Here is a 20798-nt window from a genome sequence, read left to right as displayed (position 1 = left end):
TCCCAATGAACGGGGCTTCGGGTATAGTGAAAGAGACTCCATGTCCGCCTTCCACGGGAGTGAACCTTTCTTGGAATGGCTGAAGATGAACTGGAGGAAGCTGATCCCCCTGATTGCGGCTTCTGTCCTGATCCTGACTTTTATCCTGTATTCGAAAGCCCAAACCGCGGGCGTGCCTGCGGATTCATTCATACCAGTTTCTGACGGGATTGACCCGATCAGTGCCGATGACCGTGCGGATGCGTCCGCTGCGGTCATTTTTGTTGATGTCAAAGGGGCTGTCGGAAAACCCGGCGTCTATAAGGCGGAGGAGGGGGACCGGGTGATCGATGCCATCGCGAGGGCGGGCGGCTTTTTGCCCGACGCCGTTCCCGATGCCATCAACCATGCCGAGCGTCTCCGGGACGAGATGGTCGTCTATGTCCCCTTTAATGTTCCGGAAGGGGAGGGGACAGAGGGGATGGCGGCCGCGGCTCCGCCTGTCTACGGGGCGGACGACGGCAAGGTCAACCTCAATACAGCCGAGGCGGAGGAACTGATGACGCTTCCCGGGATCGGTCCGGCAAAAGCGGAGGCAATCATCGCGCACAGAAACGAGCATGGCCCGTTTACCGAACCGGCGTCGCTCAAGGATGTGAGCGGGATCGGGGAAAAGACATTCGCCGCGCTTGAGGAACTCATTACGGCAAAATGACATTGAATCCAGGCGCGTGCACCGATACACTGAGTGTAGTGAATTGTTGAATTACAGGAGGCGGACTAAATGGAGCGGATTAGCTGGGATCAATTCTTCATGGCGCAGAGCCATTTGCTGGCACTTAGGAGCACGTGTACAAGACTGTCGGTAGGAGCGACGATCGTCAGGGACAACCGGATCGTTGCCGGCGGATACAACGGGTCAATATCCGGCGGGGACCATTGCATCGACAAAGGATGCTATGTCGTCGACGGCCATTGTGTAAGGACCATCCATGCAGAAATGAACGCCCTGCTCCAATGTGCGAAATACGGCTCCCCGGTGGCAGGTGCTGAAATCTATGTGACCCATTTCCCGTGCCTGCAGTGCACGAAAGCCATCATCCAGGCCGGGATATCCAAACTTGTATATGCTACGGATTATAAAAATAACGAGTATGCCCAACAGCTGCTCCAGCAGGCCGGCGTGCGGGTGCTCAAGGTTCCGTTCGAAGAGCGCGAAGTTGATTTTCTCGCGGAGGAAAAGATCGGACTTTACGAGGAACTGCTGAGCAGGCTGAAGGATGCCGGCGCACCCGAGGAAGAACTTCAGGCATACGGCAGGAAGGTGAAGGCACTATTTGGCTGAAACTGACTGACAACCCTGTGATGTACCTGGCTCTTCCCGTTCTGGCCTCGGCTGCCGCAAGTACGGGCTCTCCGATATTCATGGCACTGATTTTACCCGCTGTGATCGCAGCGGCCATGAAGCGGGAACCGCTCCCTGTCTGGATGGCTATGCTGGCCGTGACGGCAGGCGCGTATGCCTGGTTCAGCACAGTGGAAAAGCCTGCCGCCCGTCCGGATATCCCTGAGGAAATCAGATGGACGGACAAAGTTTCGGTTGCGGACGGCGTGCTGAAAGGATTTGCCGCCGATTCTGCGGGCAACAGATGGTATGTAACCTACAGGTTCCGGTCTGAAGAAGAGCGGAACCTTTTTTTGCGGCACGGTGTGGCCGGACACCGCTATCACATCCTTGCTGAACTGGAGGAACCGGATCCGCCGGCACACACCTATGCCTTTGATATGGGGGCATGGCTGCAAGCGGAAAAAGCTGCCGGAATCCTGCGTTTGCAGGAGGCCGGCTATGCCGGACCGGCACCCGGAATGCCGGCCATAATCAGAAGGTGGAGGGAGGCGCTCGGCGGCCATATCAGAAAACAGTTCCCCCCATCCGTCTCTGCCGAAGCGCAAGCGCTCATCATCGGCGAGCGGTCCGCCACCGACCCCGATGACGAGCGCGCCTACAGAAGGCTCGGCATCACGCATCTTTTTGCGATCTCTGGCCTCCATGTCGGCATTCTCATTTTTCTGCTGAGGGAGATCCTTCTCAGGCTCGGCATCAGGACGAATGTCGTGCGGGTCGGGCTCATTTTGTTTCTTCCCGTGTATGCGATGCTGGCAGGCGGGGCCCCTCCTGTCTGGCGGGCCGTTCTTATTTCGCTTATGCTGCTGATGCCGGAATCCAAATCCGGAAAACCCCGTTTGGATTTGCTGTTTTCAGCAGGAATGATTTTGTTTTTGCTCATCGACCCCCACGCCGTTTCCAAGCCCGGCTTCCAGATGAGCTATCTTGCAGCATTTGCACTGATCCATTCTTCTTCTATCCTCTCAACTGCACGGAGCGCACTGCATCAGGCGTGGCTGGTAACGGTCATCTGTCAGGTCGCGGTAACTCCGGTTCTTCTCTATCATTTCTTCGAGACATCCCTGTCATCATTTGCTGCCAATCTTCTGTTTGTCCCTGTCTTTTCGGTAGTCGTGTTGCCTGCAAACCTGGTGCTCCTGTTGCTGACATTTCTGGCTCCCGGTTTAGCCGGGTGGCTGTTTTCACTTTATGTTCCGCTCAGGGAATTGTTGGGGGAGCTCATCCTGCTGTTTGCGGAACTGCCTTTTAGCGTCTGGACGCCGGGCAGGCCCGGGCTGCCTGCACTCCTTTTGCTCATTTGTGCGACTGTTCTCTTTTTCCTGCTGGTGGAAGCCCGAAAAAACCGGTCCGCATGCGCCGTCCTGGTATCGGTATGCCTGATTGTCCATGCAGGCCCGTATCTGACACCGGGAATCCGTGTCCACTTCATTGATGTCGGGCAGGGGGACTCGGCACTTATCGAGCTTCCATTTAGACAAGGGGTGATTTTGATCGATACCGGGGGAAGACTCGGGTTTGGAGAGGAAGAGGGGAAGGAACAGTCCGGCGGCTCCGGAGTGGGAGAGCGGGTGGTTGTTCCCTTTCTGAAGGGGAGAGGCATCACGAAAGTGGACAAGCTGATTTTGACCCATCCGGATGCCGATCATGCGGAAGGGGCAGCAGAAGTGATGAGAGAGATCCGTGCGAAAGAAATCCATATCGGGCCGGGCACGTACCGGGAGGAAGGGTATGCAGATGTGATTCGGGCTGCCCGGCAAGCCGGAATACCAGTCAGAGAAGTGATGGAAGGTACCGGCTGGACGGACGGCAACATAACGTTTCGCTATCTCAGCCCATACGAGATGGAATACCGGGGCAATAATGACTCTCTCGTGCTCCATCTCGAACAGCACGATTTCAGCGTGCTGTTCACGGGTGACCTGGAAGAGGAAGGGGAAGCACGGCTCATCGCCAAATACGGCGCTCTTCTTCCGGTGACCGTCTTGAAAGCGGGCCATCACGGAAGCCGTACATCAAGCAGCGCCGCTTTCGTCGACGCCGCCAGTCCTGGGATCACCATTTTCTCCGCCGGCCGGAGGAACCGGTACGGCCATCCCCATCCGGAAGTTACGGAACGGTTCAGGCAAGCAGGACTTCCGGCGGTTTCAACTGCAGAACAGGGTACCATCACGTTCATCTACCACAAAGGCCGTGTCATTCAGTCCGACAGCAGATAATCGGAGAACAACAAAAAACGGAGGCTCCGGTTTACCGGAAGCCTCCGTCCTGATCAGCGTGCAACGAGTTCAATGACCGTCGCAATGACGAAGATCAGTGAGAAGAATACAAAGGATACGATGAAGCCAACGCCCGAGTCGATGACATCGTTGCGTTTCGTCTGCGGGTTCTGTTCGAATTCGTTCATTGCTACCCCTCCTATGGTTCCACCATATTATAAGGGATGATGCCGAAAAAAGCTATAATGCAGACAAACAACCAGGATAGATCTGACGGGGTTCATGAAACTTTCACAAACTGTGGAGCGGCCATGCTTCATGTATAATAAAGCAACAGCATCTTTTGAATCGGAACGGAGTGTTCACCATGTTCACGGATAGTTGGAGAAGCATGGCCAAAGGGGACATCGCCCCTGTCTATCTGGTCAGCGGACCTGAAATGTATTTTTTTGATGAAACCGAGAAACGGCTGAAAGATGCCATGCCCGACGCCGCCGCGTCGGAACTGACTACGTTTGATCTCGATGAAACCCCAATCGAGGCGGTGATCGAGGAGGCGGATACTTTTCCTTTTTTCTGCGAGCGGAAACTCATCATCGCGAGGAATGCATCGTTCCTGAAAGCAGCCGAAAAGGGAAAGGAGAAAGTTGAACATGACCTGGACAGGCTGATGGACTGGCTCGCCCATCCGCCTGAATCTGCGGTCGTCCTTTTTCTTGCACCTTACGAGAAGCTGGATGCACGAAAAAAAGTCGTTAAGGCTTTCCGCAAGCACGCGATCTGCCTGGAAGCTGAATCGCTTAAGCCTCATGATATCGAAACATGGATCAAGCAGGAGGCCGTCCGGTTGGGCAGCAAGATTTCAGATGCCGCCGTCCGCCTCCTGATTGAAACGGCAGGCGAGGATATGGTCCGTCTCCGTTCTGAGATGGAAAAGCTTTCGCTTTATTCCGGCGAGGGTCAGGAGATTGGAACAGATACAGTCGGGCTTCTCGTCACAAAGACTCCGGAGGACGATGCTTTCAAGCTGCTGGACGCATACATGCAGGGAGACTCTGCCAAAGCTCTCATGATCTACAGGGACCTTCTGCAGAATAAGGAGGAGCCGATCCGTCTGAATGCCCTCCTTGCCAATCAGGTCAGGCTCATGATCCAGGTAAACGCCCTGAAGAAAAAAGGTTATCAGCAGCACCAGATCGCCAAGCAACTTAAAGTCCATCCGTACCGTGTCAAACTTATCCTCGAAAACAGGAAGATGGCCGATGATGCTCGCCTGCTCGCCACCCTCTCACGGCTTGCAGACGCCGATCTCCGGCTGAAGACCGTTTCCGGCAACCGGGAACGGGTGCTCGAACTCGTACTGATGCAAAAAGTGAACGGAGTCAGATAAACCAGACTGCAGAACCGAGGCAAAAGGCCTGTTCTGCAGTTTTTTTGATTTTCCCGGCACGGCCGAAGTAAGGCTTTTTCAGCGGTTTTCCGGACGGCTTTCACTTTGAATAAAAAGATTATTTTAAAGGGTTGCTCCTTATTGTGAAAGGGGGTATAGTACGGGGTAATTAAGGTCAACCGCGTCCTGAGTCATGTGAATCAATTAGCGTTAACGCCACAAGCCAATGCCTTAGCAACACCCACAACTTCCCATGAGGTGATCCAAATGATGGATGATGAAATCCACGGCTTGCTCAGGAAAGAGTACAAATGCGCGGTCATCAAGGTCGGGTCGGAAACAACAGCCATCCTGATGAACAGGAAGAAAAAAGTCGGCCTGAAAAAACGGGTGGCAGGCATGCTTCCAATCTATGAATACGAGAAATGGGAAGAAGAAATGGACCGCTGGCAGTACCGGCCGGTCGGATTCAGGGGAATATTCTCCAAAAAATTCGTTCATGCGACCATCGCGGTGTGCTATGACGAGTCCGACAAAATCGTATACTGGCGTTACCTCAGACCTGCAGAAAAGCGTTCGATGCCAATCTCACAAGTGCAATGAAAAAAAGCCGGAACTCCTTACGGGGGTACCGGCTTTTTTGATTGCTTAGGAAATTATAAAACGTCACTCTGTGGATAATGGCTATTCACATGACTTCCCCGGCCAGCTCCAGCGCCCAGCAACTGGCAAACTTCACCCTTCTCCACTACGATAAGTCAACATCGGTTCGTTCCTCGCCGTGTTTCCTTTATCTCATTGCGGAGGGCTCCAGTTTGTACGTTGCTAAGCGGGCGCTTGCGCTTTTGTTCCGTCCAGCTCCAGCGCCCAGCAACTGGCAAACTTCACTCTTCTCCACTACGATAAGTCAACATCGGTTCGTTCCTCACCGTGTTTCCTTTATCTCATTGCGGAGGGTTCCAGTTTGTACGTTGCTAAACGGGCGCTTGCGCTTTTGTTCTTTCCGTCCATGAAAAAACCGCCCGCATCCGGAAGCCGGATGGAGGACGGTAGGAAAGCCGAGTATAGATTACTGGGCTTTTTTCGTAAGGCGGGATTTTTGACGGGCAACTGTGTTCTTGTGGATCAGCCCTTTGTTAGCCGCTTTGTCGAGTTTTTGGATCGCATCTTTCAGAAGCTCTTGTGCGTTCTCGTCGTTGTTGGCAATCGCCGCTTCTGCTTTTTTCATCGCTGTACGCATTGCAGATTTCTGCGTTGTGTTTTGAGCGCTGACAGCTTCGTTCTGGCGGATTCGTTTAATCGCTTGTTTGCTGTTTGCCAATGGATTCACCTCCATTCAAGGTCGGATCATGAAGAGGCCTTCTTGCAAGGCCTGCCTTTATGCAACAGACAACATTTTATCAAAACCACACGTTGATTGCAATCATGAAACGCAAAGAATATTCCCTTGACACCCGGGCATACTGATCTGGAGGTGAGTGACATGATGCAATTCGGCAGAACAGATCTGCTAGACGAAACAGAAGAAATGGTCAGACACCGGACCGAAAAGGATAAAGAAAAGCTGAAGGAATCAAGCGGAATCGACTTCCGGGAAAAGCGGAAAGGCCGTTTTATCGTGACCGAAATCAGGGTGGATGAAACGGGTGCAGAGAAAATCGGAAGAAAATCGGGTACTTATATCACCCTGACCGCACCGGGCCTGACGGCAGATGATTCCGAGGGTTTTGTGGAACTTGAAGAACTGCTTGCCGACAAGCTTAGGGAAATGCATGAGCCGCTCGGACTGTCGGACGATCCGAAAGTGCTTGTTGTGGGTCTCGGCAACCGCTCGGTTACACCGGATGCTGTCGGGCCTTATGCAATCGACCGTCTACAGGAGGCAGTCCCGGCATTTTATTCGGAGGACCCAGGCCTCATCGCCTATGCGGCGGGGGTGACCGGACAGACCGGTTTTGAGACGAGTGATTTTGTCCATGCGCTGGCAGACAAGATCAGGCCCGACCTGATCATTGTGATCGACGCGCTTGCGGCAAGGGACAGCACGCGTCTCTGCAGGACGATCCAGTTGACCGACACCGGCATCCACCCCGGATCGGGCGTCGGGAACGAACGGAAAGAGATTTCGAAGGAAGTGCTCGGCATCCCCGTGACGGCGATTGGAGTGCCTACAGTCGTGGATGGCCCGGTCATGGTATCCGACGCGATCGAATCCGTGTTCAACTATATTGCTTCAAAGATTGAAGAAAAGAACGCTCCATCATCCGCGCTCGCTGTCACGCCATGGCTACACGACAAAACAAAAGAGACGGACAAAACAGTTCTGAAGCCGATCTTCGGCGAATGGTCACAGTGGTCCAAGGAAGACAAACAGCAATTGTTCGAGGAAGTGCTGGCGTCAGATGAGCAGAGCATGTTCGTCACGCCGAAAGAGACCGATACGTGGATCCTTCAGTACGCCACATTGGTTTCATCGGGTGTGGTGAAGTGGCTGTCACCATCCGCTCCAGGTTCTGAATCCCCAGCTCCCGCCATATAGTGCGGGAGGGGGGATTTTTTGATGAAGAAAAAGTGGCAGTTCTATACATGGCTGATCCTTTTCCTTTTCCTGATGCCGTTCATTACAGTGAAAATCCCCGGCCTTCAGCAGGATGTGAGCGAGGCTGCTCCGGAATCAGGCCGGCTGGTATACGCTGCCAACCTGTTCGACTTTGAGGTGGAGGACGGCGGGGAGGCGACGGAGCCCGGCGAAAACGGTCGGGCGCTCATGTATTTTACGCATTCCCATGAAGCCTTCGCTCCGATTTTGCGCGCGAAGGAAGGCAAGGCAGCCGTCTCCCATAGCAAGGAAAACATCATGAATCTCGGGGAGGCGTTTTCCTCCCACTTCGCGATGAACGGCATCACACTCGATGTCCTGGACTATGACAATGCCGGCCAGATGAGCAAAAACGGTGTCCCGCACAGCAGGGCTTACAAAGCCATCAGGCCACATGTCCAGAAGCAGATCCAGGCGGACGCGTACTCACTTGTCCTGGATGTTCACCGTGACTCACTGGGACGAAACAGAACGACGCTTGAACATGCCGACGGCCCTTACGCGAAAGTCTATTTCGTGATCGGGGAAGATCACAGGGGACACGAAGCCAATCGCCAGCTGGCCGAGCGCATCTCGGCAAGGATGAACGAGCTCGTTCCGGGCATTTCCAAAGGAATCTTCCGGAAGAGCGGCCACGGCGTGGATGGGATTTACAACCAGGACCTGGGTCCGAATGTGCTGTTGGTCGAGATGGGCGGGACGGAAAATACGGAAGAAGAGCTGAACCGTACAGCGGCCATTGTCGCAAAGGCATCGGCCGAAGTTCTGGCCGGCGGCTGAAAAACATTGGGCTCCTGGCCGGCCCCGGATTGAATCATGTTTTGTCCACTGTTATAATTCATACTAGTTTACAGAGGAGTGGACAGCATGAACCGCGAAGAACGACTTGCACGTCGGGAGCGCATCCGGAATTTCTCGATCATTGCACACATTGATCACGGGAAATCCACGCTCGCCGACCGGATACTGGAAAAAACCGAAACCCTTACCTCACGGGAGATGAAAAACCAGCTCCTCGACTCGATGGACCTCGAGCGTGAGAGAGGAATCACCATTAAATTAAATGCCGTTCAGCTTACGTATACGGCGAAGGACGGAGAGGAATACATCCTCCACCTGATTGATACACCTGGGCACGTCGACTTCACCTATGAAGTCTCCCGGAGCCTCGCCGCCTGTGAAGGGGCGATTTTGGTCGTGGACGCGGCTCAGGGCATTGAAGCCCAGACGCTGGCCAACGTCTATCTGGCACTGGACAATGACCTGGAGATCCTGCCGGTGGTCAACAAGATTGACCTCCCGGCGGCAGATCCCGAGCGTGTTAAACAGGAGATCGAAGATGTGATCGGACTCGATGCATCCGAGGCGGTGCATGCATCCGCAAAGGCCGGGATCGGGATTGAAGAGATCCTGGAACAGATCATCGAAAAAGTGCCGGCACCGACCGGCGATCCCGAGGCTCCGCTAAAAGCGCTGATCTTCGACTCGCTTTACGATCAGTACCGCGGTGTCGTCACCTACATCAGGGTCGTCGAAGGGTCCGTGCGTCCCGGTGACAAAATCCGGATGATGGCAACGGGCAAAGAATTCGAAGTAGTCGAGACAGGTGTGTTCACGCCGAAAGCGACCCATCGGGACGAACTGACGGTCGGCGACGTCGGTTACCTGACGGCTTCCATCAAAAACGTCGCGGACACACATGTCGGGGACACGATCACTAGTGCAGCCAATCCCGCTTCGGAACAGTTGCCGGGGTACCGGAAACTCAACCCGATGGTGTTCTGCGGTCTGTATCCGATCGATACGGCGAAGTACAACGATCTCCGCGAGGCGCTTGAGAAACTCGAGCTCAACGACTCTGCGCTGACTTATGAAGCGGAAACCTCCCAGGCGCTCGGCTTTGGTTTCCGCTGCGGATTCCTTGGCCTGCTCCATATGGAAATCATCCAGGAGCGGATCGAGCGGGAGTTCAATATCGACCTCATCACGACGGCGCCGAGCGTTATCTATGATGTCATCATGACAGACGGGGATGTCCTGAAAGTGGACAACCCATCCCTGATGCCTGACCCGCAAAAAATTGAAGATGTGCAGGAACCGTATGTCAAGGCATCCATCATGGTGCCGAACGATTATGTCGGAGCCGTCATGGAGCTCTGCCAGCGCAAGCGGGGTCACTTCCTGACGATGGATTACCTGGACTCGGTACGGGTGAACATCCTTTACGAAATCCCGCTGTCCGAAATCGTTTATGACTTTTTCGACCAGCTAAAGTCCCATACTAAAGGATATGCATCGTTCGACTATGAGCTGATCGGCTACCGGACAAGCAAACTGGTGAAGATGGATATTCTCCTCAACGCCGAAAAAGTAGATGCGCTCAGCTTTATCGTCCACAGGGACTTTGCCTATGAACGGGGCAAGGCGATTGTAGAGAAGCTGAAGGAGCTTATCCCAAGGCAGCAGTTCGAGGTGCCTGTACAGGCTGCGATCGGAAATAAGATCGTTGCCCGCTCCACGATCAAGTCCATGGGCAAAAACGTTCTTGCCAAATGTTACGGCGGAGACATCTCCAGGAAGCGAAAGCTTCTCGAGAAGCAGAAAGCCGGTAAAAAACGCATGAAGCAGGTCGGTTCCGTTGAAGTGCCGCAGGAAGCCTTCATGGCCGTCCTCAGCATGGACGAGGATAAATCCTAACACCGGAAAAAGGAGGCGGACCTGCCTCCTTTTTTCGCATGAAAGAAGGAAATACAACATGACAGACGGACTCTATATCCATATCCCTTTCTGCCACCAGATTTGCTTCTATTGCGATTTCAACAAGGTATTCTTTAAAAACCAGCCGGTGGACGAATACATCGACTGTCTTGGGGAAGAGCTGATGATGATGCGCGAGGAAGGTATGTTCGGCGCGGAAGGACCGCTCACGATATTTATCGGTGGAGGGACGCCTACCGCGCTCGACAACAGACAGCTCGAAAAACTGTTCGCCCATATCCGAAGAGCTGTACCCACGGAGCGCCTGATTGAATTTTCCACTGAAGCGAACCCGGACGAACTGACACCGGACAAGCTCGTCATACTCAGGGAGAACGGGGTCAGAAGGCTCAGCATCGGTGTCCAGTCATTTGACGCTGGACTTCTGGAGCGGCTCGGGCGGACGCACAGTCCCGGGGATGCCGAACGGGTCGTCCGGCAAGCCCGGGATGAAGGGTTTGAGAACATCAGCATTGATCTCATGTACGGTCTGCCCGGACAGACGATGGAGCAGTGGGAAGATACACTTGACCGTGCACTTGCACTCGGCCTGCCGCATTACTCCGCCTACTCTCTGATCGTAGAGCCTAAGACGATCTTTTATAACCTCATGAACAAGGATCTGCTTCCGCTTCCTGGAGAGGACACGGAGGCGAAGATGTTCTCCCGTCTGATCGAACGGATGGCGGATACCGGACTCAGGCAGTATGAAATCAGCAACTTCGCCATTGAGGGCTTTGAATCAGTCCACAATAAGCTCTATTGGCAAAACCGCTCGTACGCGGGTGCAGGGGCAGGTGCGCATGGTTATGCCAACGGCATCCGATACTCCAACCATGGACCACTCAAGAAATACATGAATGCGGTCAACGAAGGGCGCCGGCCTGTGTTCGAGGATCACACCGTGACCCTAGAAGAAGAAATGGAAGAAGAGATGTTCCTCGGTCTCCGGATGACGGCCGGTGTCCGCTACGATGATTTCAGCCGCCGGTTCGGCAAACCGCTGGACGAGGTCTATGGCACTGAAATCCGTGACCTGACGGAGCAGGGGCTAATCGCAGAGGACCATGAAGCCGTACGGCTCACCCAAAAGGGAGTTTTTCTTGGAAATGAAGTGTTTCAGAAGTTTCTCGGATGATGCGCAGTTTGTTTGACGGGCGCATCGGGTTTTGATAAATTGGGTATAGATATTAGCACTCGATATAAAGGAGTGCTAACAGAGGTGATGATCATGCTGACAGAGCGTCAATTGCATATTTTGCAAGCGATCGTCGACGGGTTCATCCGGTCGGCCCAGCCTGTCGGATCGCGCCAATTATCCAAACTCGAAACCGTACCGTTCAGCGCGGCGACCATCCGTAATGACATGGCCGATCTTGAAGAAATGGGGCTTCTCGAAAAGACCCACACTTCCTCCGGACGGGTGCCGTCCGAGAAGGGTTACCGGTTTTATGTTGATCATCTTCTCCGGACCAGGAGTCTGGAGAGGACGGATCTTGAAAGGATCCGTTCCATTTTCGACGATCGGCTGCTTGAGACGGAACTGATTATCCGGAAAACTGCGGACATCTTATCCGAGCTGACCAGTTACACTTCGATTCTGCTCGGGCCGGACGTGGGGCAGCACACGGTAAGGCGGTTCCAGATCATTCCGCTTTCGGATGATTATGCAGTTGCGATCATCGTCACCGACGGCGGCCATGTTGAGCACCGGAATTTCCATATTCCGGAAGATATCCACCCGTCGGACATTGAACGGATGGTGAACATCCTTAATGAGCATCTTGTGGGGGTGCCTCTCCACGAGATCGACAGGAAAATGGAAACCGAGATTTCGGGCATTTTCCGGCGTCATGTCGGCCGGTACGGAGACATGTTCAGATCGTTCCGTGAGTCACTCAACGCGACCAATGAAGAGCGGCTATTTTTTGGCGGCCGGATGAACATGCTCACACAGCCTGAGTTCAATGATCCGGAGAAAGCGCGTCAGGTCATGCATTACATGGAAGATGAACCGCTTGCTGCGCTGCTGTTCGATTTCGGGGGTGACGGGATCCATATCAGGATCGGGTCGGAAAACGGCCATCTGGCCATGGAAGACTGCAGTGTCATCACTGCTTCTTATACAGCGGGCGAGGGCAGAAAGGGCGCAATCGCCATTGTCGGTCCGACGAGGATGGACTACGCGCGTGTTGTGTCAGTGCTCGATTACATGAGCCGCGGCCTCTCCCGCGAATTGGGCCGTCATCTGAAATGATGTCTGTCCGATCGATCAGTTTGGGGATCTTGTTTTTCGAGATTCTCCATTCTGACATGAAAATTATTTAGAATGTCTAGTTTGAGTGTTTGGAGGAGATTCTTTCGTGGCCATCGATGAAAACAAAGAGATGAATGAAGAAACCGTCAAGACGGCGGCAGTGGAAGGCGACAACCTGTCAGAAGAAGCAAGCACTTCCGCTCCTGAAGCCCACGCAGAAGAGGCCGTTGAAACAGAAGCGGATCGGATTGCAGAGCTTGAAAAGGAACTGGAACAGAAAGAAGACAAATATCTTCGCCTTCTTTCGGATTTCGAGAATTTCAAACGCCGTTCTGCAGCCGAAATGCAAGCTTCCGAAAAGTACCGGTCACAAAAACTCATGGTTGAGCTTTTGCCTGTACTGGACAACTTCGGCCGTGCATTCGATGCTGAGGTGACGTCTGAAGACGCCATCGCGCTTAAGAAGGGCATGGAGATGATCTCCCGGTCATTCCGCTCCGCTCTGGAGAAGGAAGGGCTGGAAGAGATCGAGACGGAAGGCAAGGAGTTCGATCCGAACTTCCACCATGCCGTCATGCAGGGCCAGGACGACTCCAAGCCGTCCAATACCATTTTGGAAGAACTGCAAAAAGGGTATATGCTGAAGGACCGGATTCTGCGTCCTTCAATGGTTAAAGTAAACGAGTAAAACACGAATGATGCTTCAAGATGCATTGATTTTAGGAGGAATGGACAATGAGCAAAATCATCGGGATCGACCTTGGAACAACTAACTCTGTAGTAGCGGTACTGGAAGGCGGCGAGCCGAAAGTCGTTCCGAACCCGGAAGGCAACCGGACAACCCCTTCGGTCGTATCGTTCAAGAACGGCGAGCGCCAGGTCGGTGAAGTGGCAAAACGCCAGTCGATCACCAATCCAAATACAATCATGTCGGTCAAAAGGCTGATGGGTACCAACGAGAAAGTATCCGCAGAAGACCGTGACTACTCTCCGCAGGAAGTTTCGGCAATGATTCTCCAGTACCTGAAAGGGTACGCGGAAGACTATCTCGGCGAAAAGGTAAGCAAGGCAGTCATCACGGTTCCGGCTTACTTCAACGACGCTGCGCGTCAGGCGACAAAAGATGCCGGCCGCATCGCAGGCCTCGAAGTCGAGCGGATCATCAATGAGCCGACGGCAGCTGCCCTCGCCTATGGACTGGACAAGACAGAAAGTGAACAGACGATTCTGGTCTATGACCTTGGCGGCGGCACGTTCGACGTTTCGATTCTCGAACTCGGCGATGGTGTATTCGAAGTACGAGCAACAGCCGGTGACAACCAGCTTGGGGGAGACGATTTTGACCAGGCGATCATGGATTGGCTCGTAGACGAATTCAAAAAAGAAAACGGAATCGACCTGTCCAAGGACAAGATGGCAATGCAGCGCCTGAAAGATGCGGCTGAAAAGGCGAAAAAAGACCTTTCTGGAGTCACTTCGGCACAAATCTCCCTTCCGTTCATCACAGCCGGCGAAGCTGGCCCGATGCACTTGGAGATGACGCTTTCCCGTGCGAAGTTCGACGAATTGACTGCAAATCTCGTCGAGCGCACGATGGTTCCGACCCGCCAGGCACTGAAAGATGCGGGCCTTTCTCCGGATGAACTTGACCAGGTTATCCTCGTGGGCGGTTCCACACGGATCCCTGCCGTTCAGGAAGCCATCAAAAAAGCGACCGGGAAAGAGCCGCACCGCGGCGTAAACCCTGATGAAGTGGTTGCGATGGGCGCTGCAGTCCAGGGCGGAGTGCTCTCGGGCGATGTACAGGATGTCGTTCTTCTCGACGTCACCCCGCTGTCACTCGGTATCGAGACGATGGGCGGTGTCATGACGAAGCTGATCGACCGGAACACAACCATTCCGACTTCCAAGTCACAAGTGTTCTCGACAGCTGCAGACAACCAGCCTGCCGTTGACATCCATGTCCTCCAGGGCGAACGCCCGATGGCTGCCGACAATAAAACGCTGGGCCGCTTCCAGCTGACGGATATTCCTCCGGCACCACGTGGAATCCCGCAGATCGAAGTCACATTCGACATCGATAAAAACGGGATTGTCAACGTCAAAGCGAAGGACCTCGGCACGAATAAAGAACAGCGCATCACAATCCAATCCGACAGCTCACTGTCTGATGATGAGATCGAACGCATGATCAAGGAAGCGGAAGCGAATGCTGATGCTGACAAGAAGCGCCAGGAAGAGGCTGAACTGCGCAACGAAGCCGACCAGGCTGTTTTCATGACAGAAAAAACACTCTCCGATCTAGGCGACAATGTCTCCGAAGAAGAGAAGAAGCAGGCTGAAGAAGCGAAAGACGAGCTGAAGTCCGCTCTCGAAAAGGATGACATCGAAGATATCCGGACGAAGAAAGACAAGCTCATGGAAATTGTCCAGCAGATGTCGGTGAAGATGTACGAACAGGCTGCCCAGCAGGCTCAGGCTCAGCAGGAGCAGCAGGACGGCGGATCCTCCGATGACGGCGTCGTCGACGCAGACTTCGAAGAAGTCGACGATGACAAGAACAACAAATAATCCGCCCTCGGAAAAGCCAAAGTCGGTGTTTCGGCTTTGGCTTTTCTTCTGTCCGAAATCTTCATGGACGGCATGGAGCCGCCGGATGAAGACGGGTGGGGTTCAGATCCATTTTGAAAGACTATTTTCAGCATGATACAATGATTGTCATGCAAGCGAGTCAGGAGTGAAACTATGAGCAAGCGTGATTACTATGAAGTGCTTGGCGTCACGAAATCTGCTAGTAAAGAAGAAATCAAGAAAGCCTACAGGCAATTGTCCAAAAAGTATCATCCCGACCTGAACAAGGATGAGGGATCCGATGAGAAATTCAAGGAAATAGCCGAAGCGTATGAAGTTCTGAGCGATGAAGACAAACGCGCCCGCTATGACCAGTTCGGCCATGCCGATGCGGCCGGCGGTTTTGGAGGAGGCGGATTCGGCGGGGGAGGATTCGGCGGCGGTGCCGCCGGGTTCGACTTTGACGATATCCTGAATACGTTCTTCGGGGGAGGAGGCGGCCGGCGGCGTGACCCGAATGCCCCTCGCCAGGGGTCAGACCTCGCCTATACGATGACGATTGACTTTATGGAAGCGGTCTTCGGCAAAGACACGGAAATCGAAGTCGACAAGGAAGAGACCTGCGATACTTGCGGCGGCGATGGGGCCAAACCGGGCACTAGCGTCAGTACTTGTGGCGAATGCGGCGGCTCAGGACAAATCAGTGTGGCGCAGAATACACCATTCGGCCAGATGGTCAACCGTCGCTCATGCCCGACCTGCCAGGGTACGGGCAAGATCATTCCGGAGAAATGCTCCGATTGCCACGGTGCGGGAAGAGTCACCAAGCGTAAGCGCATCAAAGTCAATATTCCGGCGGGTGTCGAAGACGGGCAGCAGCTTCGTGTCGCAGGCCAGGGAGAACCCGGCATCAACGGCGGTCCTGCGGGAGACCTGTATGTGGAATTCCGCGTTCGGCCCCATGAGCGGTTTGTCCGCGAAGGAGACGATGTTCTTCTTGAACTCCGGATCAACTTCCCGCAGGCAGCTCTTGGCGACGAAGTCGAAGTCCCGACCGTCCACGGCAAGGTGAAGCTGAAGATTCCGGCAGGTACACAGACAGGAACGACATTCCGCCTGAAGGGCAAGGGTGTCCCGAATGTTCATGGATATGGAACGGGCGACCAGCATGTCATCATCAAGCTGATCACTCCGACGAAAATGACCGAAAAGCAGAAGCAGCTGATGCGGGACTTTGCCGCTGTCAGCGGAGATGCTCCGGATGAATATCAAAGTTCGCTGTTTGACCGTCTGAAGCGTACATTCAAGGGTGACTGAAAGGGCTGATTCTATTGAAATGGGCGGAAATCGCGGTGCACACTTCCAACGAAGCGATGGAGGCTGTCTCCAACCTTCTCTATGAAGCCGGTGCAAGCGGAGTCGTTATTGAGGACTCCCGTGAGCCTGACCTCGAACACGATACACGGTTCGGAGAACTGTATGAACTGGACAGGGCAGATTACCCGGCCGAGGGTGCCATCGTGAAGGCCTACCTGCCGGTCAACAGCTTTCTTCCCGAGACGGTGAATGAGTTGAAAAATGAAATCTCCAATCTGGAATCCTACGGTCTCGACATCGGTCCAAACTCGGTCACCCAGTCCGAAGTGGACGAAGAGGACTGGTCGACCGCCTGGAAGGATTATTACCATCCGGTCAAAATTTCAAAACGGTTCACGATTGTCCCGACATGGGAAGAATACGAAAAGCTCAGTACGGATGAGCTGATCATCGAGCTGGATCCGGGCATGGCATTCGGAACGGGGACCCATCCGACGACGGTCATGTGCCTGCAGGCGCTGGAAAAAACGGTCCGTGAAGGGGACGAGGTGGTGGATATCGGAACCGGCTCGGGAGTCCTGTCGATCGGAGCGGCCCTGCTCGGTGCCGGACGGATCACGGCACTCGACCTGGATGAGGTAGCTGTGCAGTCCGCCCGGAAAAACGTGGAGCTAAATGGGCTCACGACACCAATCGACGTCCGCCACGGCAATCTTCTGGATGCTTACGACGGACGTCCGGATGTTGCGGTCGCCAACATCCTCGCCGAAGTGATTGTCACCTTCACGGATGATGCCTACCAGGTCATTAAGCCGGGAGGCCTCTTCATCACTTCCGGCATCATCGCCCAGAAAAAGGACGATGTAAAAGAAGCACTGACGGAATCCGGCTTTCTGATCGAGGAAGTGATGGTGATGGAAGACTGGACGGCCATCATTGCACGGAAACCGGAAGCGGGTGGACAGGATGCAGAGATACTTTCTTGATGACCCGTTTGATGATAGCGGCCGGGCTTTGATATCCGGAGACGATGCCCGCCATATCACGAAGGTGATGAGGATGGCCGAAGGCGGGAAGCTGATCGCAGTTTCGGATGGAGAGGCTTTTCAATCTGAAATCATTGCGCTTGACGGCGATGTGGTGATCCGGAAGACACAAGGATCCCTGCCGTCAAATGAGATGCCGATTGGCGTGACTGTCGCGGCGGGACTGCCGAAGGGAGACAAGCTGGACCTGATTGTCCAGAAGGGCACCGAACTTGGCATGGCAGGATTGATTCCTTTTGAAGCAGAGCGTTCCATCGTGAAATGGGACAGTAAAAAGAGCGCAAAGAAGATTGACCGGCTACGGAAGATTGCAAAGGAGGCGGCGGAGCAGTCGCACCGGAGCATCATTCCCGAGATTTCGGATGTAACCGGCCTGGACGGCCTTATCCGGCTTGCTGAGTCATTCGATCTGCTTCTTATAGCGGACGAGGAATCTGCCAAAGTCCGCAGCGGGGGCTCGATTGCCGCTCTGATTGAAAACGTGTATCATGGACAAAAGGTACTGGCAGTCTTCGGGCCTGAAGGCGGTATCAGCCGCGAGGAGGCAGAGCGGTTCCGTGCGGCAGGGTTCAGGCCCATCGCGCTCGGGCCGCGCATCCTGAGGGCGGAAACGGCTCCGCTATATGCATTAGCCGCGATTTCAAGCGAAATAGAAGGAAAGAGGTGAGCCCCATGTCGACAGTCGCCTTTCACACATTGGGCTGTAAAGTAAACCATTACGAGACGGAGGCCATCTGGCAGCTGTTCAAGGACGCTGACTATGAGCGGGCGGAATTTGAGGGCCGCGCGGATGTCTACGTCATCAATACATGTACTGTCACGAATACGAGTGACAAAAAAAGCCGCCAGGTGATTCGGCGTGCCATCAGGACGAATCCGGATGCCGTTGTTTGTGTCACCGGCTGCTACGCGCAGACATCGTCCGCGGAGATCATGGAGATCCCGGGTGTAGACATTGTTGTCGGCACGCAGGACCGGACGAAGCTGCTCGGTTATATCGAGCAGTATCGCAGGGAACGCCAGCCTATCAATGCGGTCGGCAACATCATGAAGAACAGGGTCTATGAAGAACTGGATGTTCCGTCCTTCACTGACAGAACCCGGGCCTCACTGAAAATCCAGGAAGGCTGCAACAACTTCTGCACATTCTGCATCATCCCCTGGGCGCGCGGTCTGATGCGCTCCCGTGATCCGGAGGAAGTCATCCATCAGGCACGCCAGCTTGTTGACGCAGGATACAAGGAAATCGTGCTTACCGGCATCCATACGGGCGGCTACGGGGAAGACCTGAAAGAGTATAATCTTGCACAGCTGCTCAGGGACATCGAAGCGCAGGTGCCCGGGCTTAAGCGGTTGCGGATTTCCTCGATCGAGGCAAGCCAGCTGACCGATGAAGTGATCGCTGTCTTGAAGGCTTCCAACATTGTTGTTCGCCACCTGCACATTCCGATTCAATCCGGCTCCGACACGGTGCTGAAGCGCATGCGCAGGAAGTATACGATGGCCTTCTTTGCGGAGCGTCTCGAGCGTCTGCGCGATGCACTTCCGGACTTTGCACTGACTTCGGATGTTATTGTAGGCTTCCCGGGTGAAACGGAAGAAGAGTTCATGGAGACATTCGAATTCATCCGTGATCACCGTTTTGCCGAACTGCACGTGTTCCCGTACTCAATGCGGATCGGCACGCCGGCCGCCCGGATGGATAATCAGATTGACGAAGCCGTCAAGAATGAACGCGTCCACCGCCTTCTCCAGCTGAACGATCAGCTCGCGAAGGAATATGCATCGGCCTACGAGGGACAAGTACTCGAAATGATTCCCGAAGAGCCATTCAAGGAAGATCCGGAAAGCGGGCTCTACGAGGGCTATACCGATAACTATATGAAAGTTGTCATCCCTGCCGATGAATCAATGGTCGGAAAGATTGTCCGAGTGAAAATCACGAAGGCGGGCTATCCTTATAATGAGGGTGCTTTTGTTAGAGTCATCGAAGATGGTACGGTACCGGTCGCCTGAGCCGGCATCGCCCGGAGCCGGATTCCCGGCTTCCGGGCGTCTTGCGTCCGGACGGGGAATTCACAGGCAAGTCAGCAAATAGGGCAAGGACCAATAAGGAGGAAATACTATGAATACCAATGTCGCATCAATGATCGACCATACGCTTCTCAAACCCGAAGTGACGAAAGAACAGATCGCAGAGCTATGCGCGGAAGCGAAGGAGTACAGTTTTGCTTCCGTCTGTGTGAACCCGTACTGGGTGGAAACAGCTGCAGGCGAGCTTTCTGGAACCGATGTGAAAGTGTGTACGGTCATCGGCTTCCCGCTCGGCGCGAGCACAAAAGAGACGAAAGCGTTCGAAACAAAGGACGCCATCGAAAAAGGCGCAGAGGAAATCGATATGGTCCTGAACATCGGCGCGCTGAAAAGCGGCGATGAAGAAACGGTCGAAGCAGATATTCGCGCTGTCGTGGAAGCGGCTGCCGGTAAAGCGATCGTCAAAGTCATCATTGAGGCGTGCCTTCTGACCAACGATGAAAAAATTATCGCATGCCGCCTTTCCAAAAATGCAGGGGCGGACTTCGTCAAGACGTCAACCGGTTTCTCTACGGGCGGCGCAACGGTGGAAGATGTTGCGCTTATGCGGCTAACAGTCGGCGAGGAAATGGGCGTAAAGGCTTCCGGCGGCGTCCGCAGCCTGGAAGATCTGCAGAACATGGCAGAAGCAGGCGCCACAAGGATCGGCGCGAGCTCCGGAGTCAAAATCATGCAGGGTCTCACATCTTCTGAAGATTACTGATCTGCTGAATAAAAATGTTATATGCCAAGATGAAAGATATATATTGACCCGCTTCATGATTTAGGCTATAATTTCTGAGTACATGACGTGTTTTCATGTATGGAAGTGCGTACGGAGGGAGGGGAAAAGACATGACAAAAACTGTCGTTCGTAAAAACGAATCGCTTGAAGATGCTCTTCGCCGCTTCAAACGTGGTGTTTCCAAATCGGGTACGATTAAAGAGGCCCGCAAACGCGAGTACTATGAGAAGCCAAGCATCAAGCGGAAGAAAAAGTCCGAAGCAGCCCGCAAGCGCAAATACTGATCCCCCTCACCATCCCTGCCTCCATAACAGGAATGGCCAGAATCAGATAATGTATGCAAAACCGGAAAATCCCACGGGATTTTCCGGTTTATTTCATTTTAATGAAACTTATTGCTTTGTTCATACGTAGAATCACCTATAATGGACGAGAGACGA

General features: G+C 53.8%; 20 protein-coding genes. 18 read left to right on the top strand and 2 right to left on the bottom strand.

The features are described from left to right. Nucleotides 1-70 precede the first annotated feature (70 nt). From BMX91_RS06550 to BMX91_RS06540, 3 genes are all read left to right on the top strand, one after another. Nucleotides 71-694, top strand: coding sequence for a helix-hairpin-helix domain-containing protein (locus tag BMX91_RS06550; RefSeq protein ID WP_177168304.1), 624 nt, complete (start codon nucleotides 71-73; stop codon nucleotides 692-694). A gap of 69 nt (nucleotides 695-763) precedes the next feature. Then, nucleotides 764-1324 carry a ComE operon protein 2 gene (locus BMX91_RS06545; RefSeq protein WP_092051282.1) on the top strand — a complete coding sequence of 187 codons (561 nt, stop codon included), beginning with the start codon at nucleotides 764-766 and terminating at the stop codon, nucleotides 1322-1324. 80 nt (nucleotides 1325-1404) lie between these two features. After that, entirely contained in the window at nucleotides 1405-3603 is a 2199-nt protein-coding gene (locus tag BMX91_RS06540; protein ID WP_177168303.1) for a DNA internalization-related competence protein ComEC/Rec2, read from the top strand. Nucleotides 3604-3656: 53 nt separating this feature from the next. Here BMX91_RS06540 and BMX91_RS06535 read toward each other — a convergent pair whose 3' ends face one another. Continuing rightward, nucleotides 3657-3791, bottom strand: a complete 135-nt coding sequence (locus BMX91_RS06535) for a YqzM family protein (RefSeq protein ID WP_092051279.1) — start codon at nucleotides 3789-3791, stop codon at nucleotides 3657-3659. Between the two features lie 179 nt (nucleotides 3792-3970). On the opposite strand from BMX91_RS06535, the gene holA reads away from it, so the two are divergent. After that, on the top strand, nucleotides 3971-4993 hold the full coding sequence (gene holA / locus BMX91_RS06530; protein WP_092051277.1) for a DNA polymerase III subunit delta: 1023 nt from the start codon (nucleotides 3971-3973) through the stop codon (nucleotides 4991-4993). A 267-nt stretch (nucleotides 4994-5260) separates the two neighbouring features. Further along, complete coding sequence (locus BMX91_RS06525) at nucleotides 5261-5596, top strand: hypothetical protein (RefSeq protein ID WP_092051275.1); 336 nt, start codon at nucleotides 5261-5263, stop codon at nucleotides 5594-5596. Between the two features lie 466 nt (nucleotides 5597-6062). Here the strand turns inward: BMX91_RS06525 and rpsT are convergent, their stop codons facing one another. After that, the gene (gene rpsT / locus BMX91_RS06520; RefSeq protein WP_092051274.1) at nucleotides 6063-6314 is read right to left on the bottom strand and encodes a 30S ribosomal protein S20; all 252 of its coding nucleotides are present in this window, start codon (nucleotides 6312-6314) and stop codon (nucleotides 6063-6065) included. Nucleotides 6315-6476: 162 nt separating this feature from the next. On the opposite strand from rpsT, the gene gpr reads away from it, so the two are divergent. From gpr to rpsU, 13 genes are all read left to right on the top strand, one after another. Then, nucleotides 6477-7532, top strand: coding sequence for a GPR endopeptidase (gpr, locus tag BMX91_RS06515; RefSeq protein ID WP_092051272.1), 1056 nt, complete (start codon nucleotides 6477-6479; stop codon nucleotides 7530-7532). 21 nt (nucleotides 7533-7553) lie between these two features. Then, nucleotides 7554-8372: a stage II sporulation protein P gene (gene spoIIP, locus BMX91_RS06510; protein ID WP_092051270.1), complete on the top strand. Its 819-nt coding sequence runs from the start codon at nucleotides 7554-7556 to the stop codon at nucleotides 8370-8372. Nucleotides 8373-8459: 87 nt separating this feature from the next. Beyond that, the gene (lepA, locus tag BMX91_RS06505) at nucleotides 8460-10289 is read left to right on the top strand and encodes a translation elongation factor 4 (RefSeq protein ID WP_092051268.1); all 1830 of its coding nucleotides are present in this window, start codon (nucleotides 8460-8462) and stop codon (nucleotides 10287-10289) included. A 58-nt stretch (nucleotides 10290-10347) separates the two neighbouring features. Continuing rightward, entirely contained in the window at nucleotides 10348-11487 is a 1140-nt protein-coding gene (gene hemW / locus BMX91_RS06500; RefSeq protein ID WP_092051266.1) for a radical SAM family heme chaperone HemW, read from the top strand. Nucleotides 11488-11580: 93 nt separating this feature from the next. Next, nucleotides 11581-12606 (top strand): heat-inducible transcriptional repressor HrcA, encoded by a 1026-nt coding sequence (gene hrcA / locus BMX91_RS06495; protein ID WP_092052143.1) that lies wholly within the window; start codon nucleotides 11581-11583, stop codon nucleotides 12604-12606. A gap of 106 nt (nucleotides 12607-12712) precedes the next feature. After that, nucleotides 12713-13294 (top strand): nucleotide exchange factor GrpE, encoded by a 582-nt coding sequence (grpE, locus tag BMX91_RS06490; protein WP_281242814.1) that lies wholly within the window; start codon nucleotides 12713-12715, stop codon nucleotides 13292-13294. Between the two features lie 47 nt (nucleotides 13295-13341). Next, nucleotides 13342-15177: a molecular chaperone DnaK gene (gene dnaK / locus BMX91_RS06485; RefSeq protein WP_092051265.1), complete on the top strand. Its 1836-nt coding sequence runs from the start codon at nucleotides 13342-13344 to the stop codon at nucleotides 15175-15177. A gap of 174 nt (nucleotides 15178-15351) precedes the next feature. Further along, entirely contained in the window at nucleotides 15352-16494 is a 1143-nt protein-coding gene (gene dnaJ / locus BMX91_RS06480) for a molecular chaperone DnaJ (protein ID WP_092051263.1), read from the top strand. Between the two features lie 14 nt (nucleotides 16495-16508). Further along, entirely contained in the window at nucleotides 16509-17480 is a 972-nt protein-coding gene (gene prmA / locus BMX91_RS06475) for a 50S ribosomal protein L11 methyltransferase (RefSeq protein ID WP_092051261.1), read from the top strand. Continuing rightward, on the top strand, nucleotides 17461-18207 hold the full coding sequence (locus tag BMX91_RS06470) for a 16S rRNA (uracil(1498)-N(3))-methyltransferase (RefSeq protein WP_092051260.1): 747 nt from the start codon (nucleotides 17461-17463) through the stop codon (nucleotides 18205-18207). The genes prmA and BMX91_RS06470 overlap by 20 nt, the downstream gene beginning before the upstream one ends. 5 nt (nucleotides 18208-18212) lie before the next feature. Beyond that, the gene (gene mtaB / locus BMX91_RS06465) at nucleotides 18213-19556 is read left to right on the top strand and encodes a tRNA (N(6)-L-threonylcarbamoyladenosine(37)-C(2))-methylthiotransferase MtaB (RefSeq protein ID WP_092051258.1); all 1344 of its coding nucleotides are present in this window, start codon (nucleotides 18213-18215) and stop codon (nucleotides 19554-19556) included. Nucleotides 19557-19665: 109 nt separating this feature from the next. Further along, nucleotides 19666-20337: a deoxyribose-phosphate aldolase gene (gene deoC, locus BMX91_RS06460; protein ID WP_092051256.1), complete on the top strand. Its 672-nt coding sequence runs from the start codon at nucleotides 19666-19668 to the stop codon at nucleotides 20335-20337. A gap of 131 nt (nucleotides 20338-20468) precedes the next feature. Beyond that, nucleotides 20469-20642, top strand: coding sequence for a 30S ribosomal protein S21 (gene rpsU / locus BMX91_RS06455; RefSeq protein WP_092051253.1), 174 nt, complete (start codon nucleotides 20469-20471; stop codon nucleotides 20640-20642). The last annotated feature ends 156 nt before the right edge of the window (nucleotides 20643-20798 follow it).

It is taken from the genome of Bhargavaea ginsengi (assembly GCF_900109165.1).
In the GTDB taxonomy this organism is placed as follows: domain Bacteria; phylum Bacillota; class Bacilli; order Bacillales_A; family Planococcaceae; genus Bhargavaea; species Bhargavaea ginsengi.
This window is presented reverse-complemented; position numbering and strand designations above follow the sequence as displayed.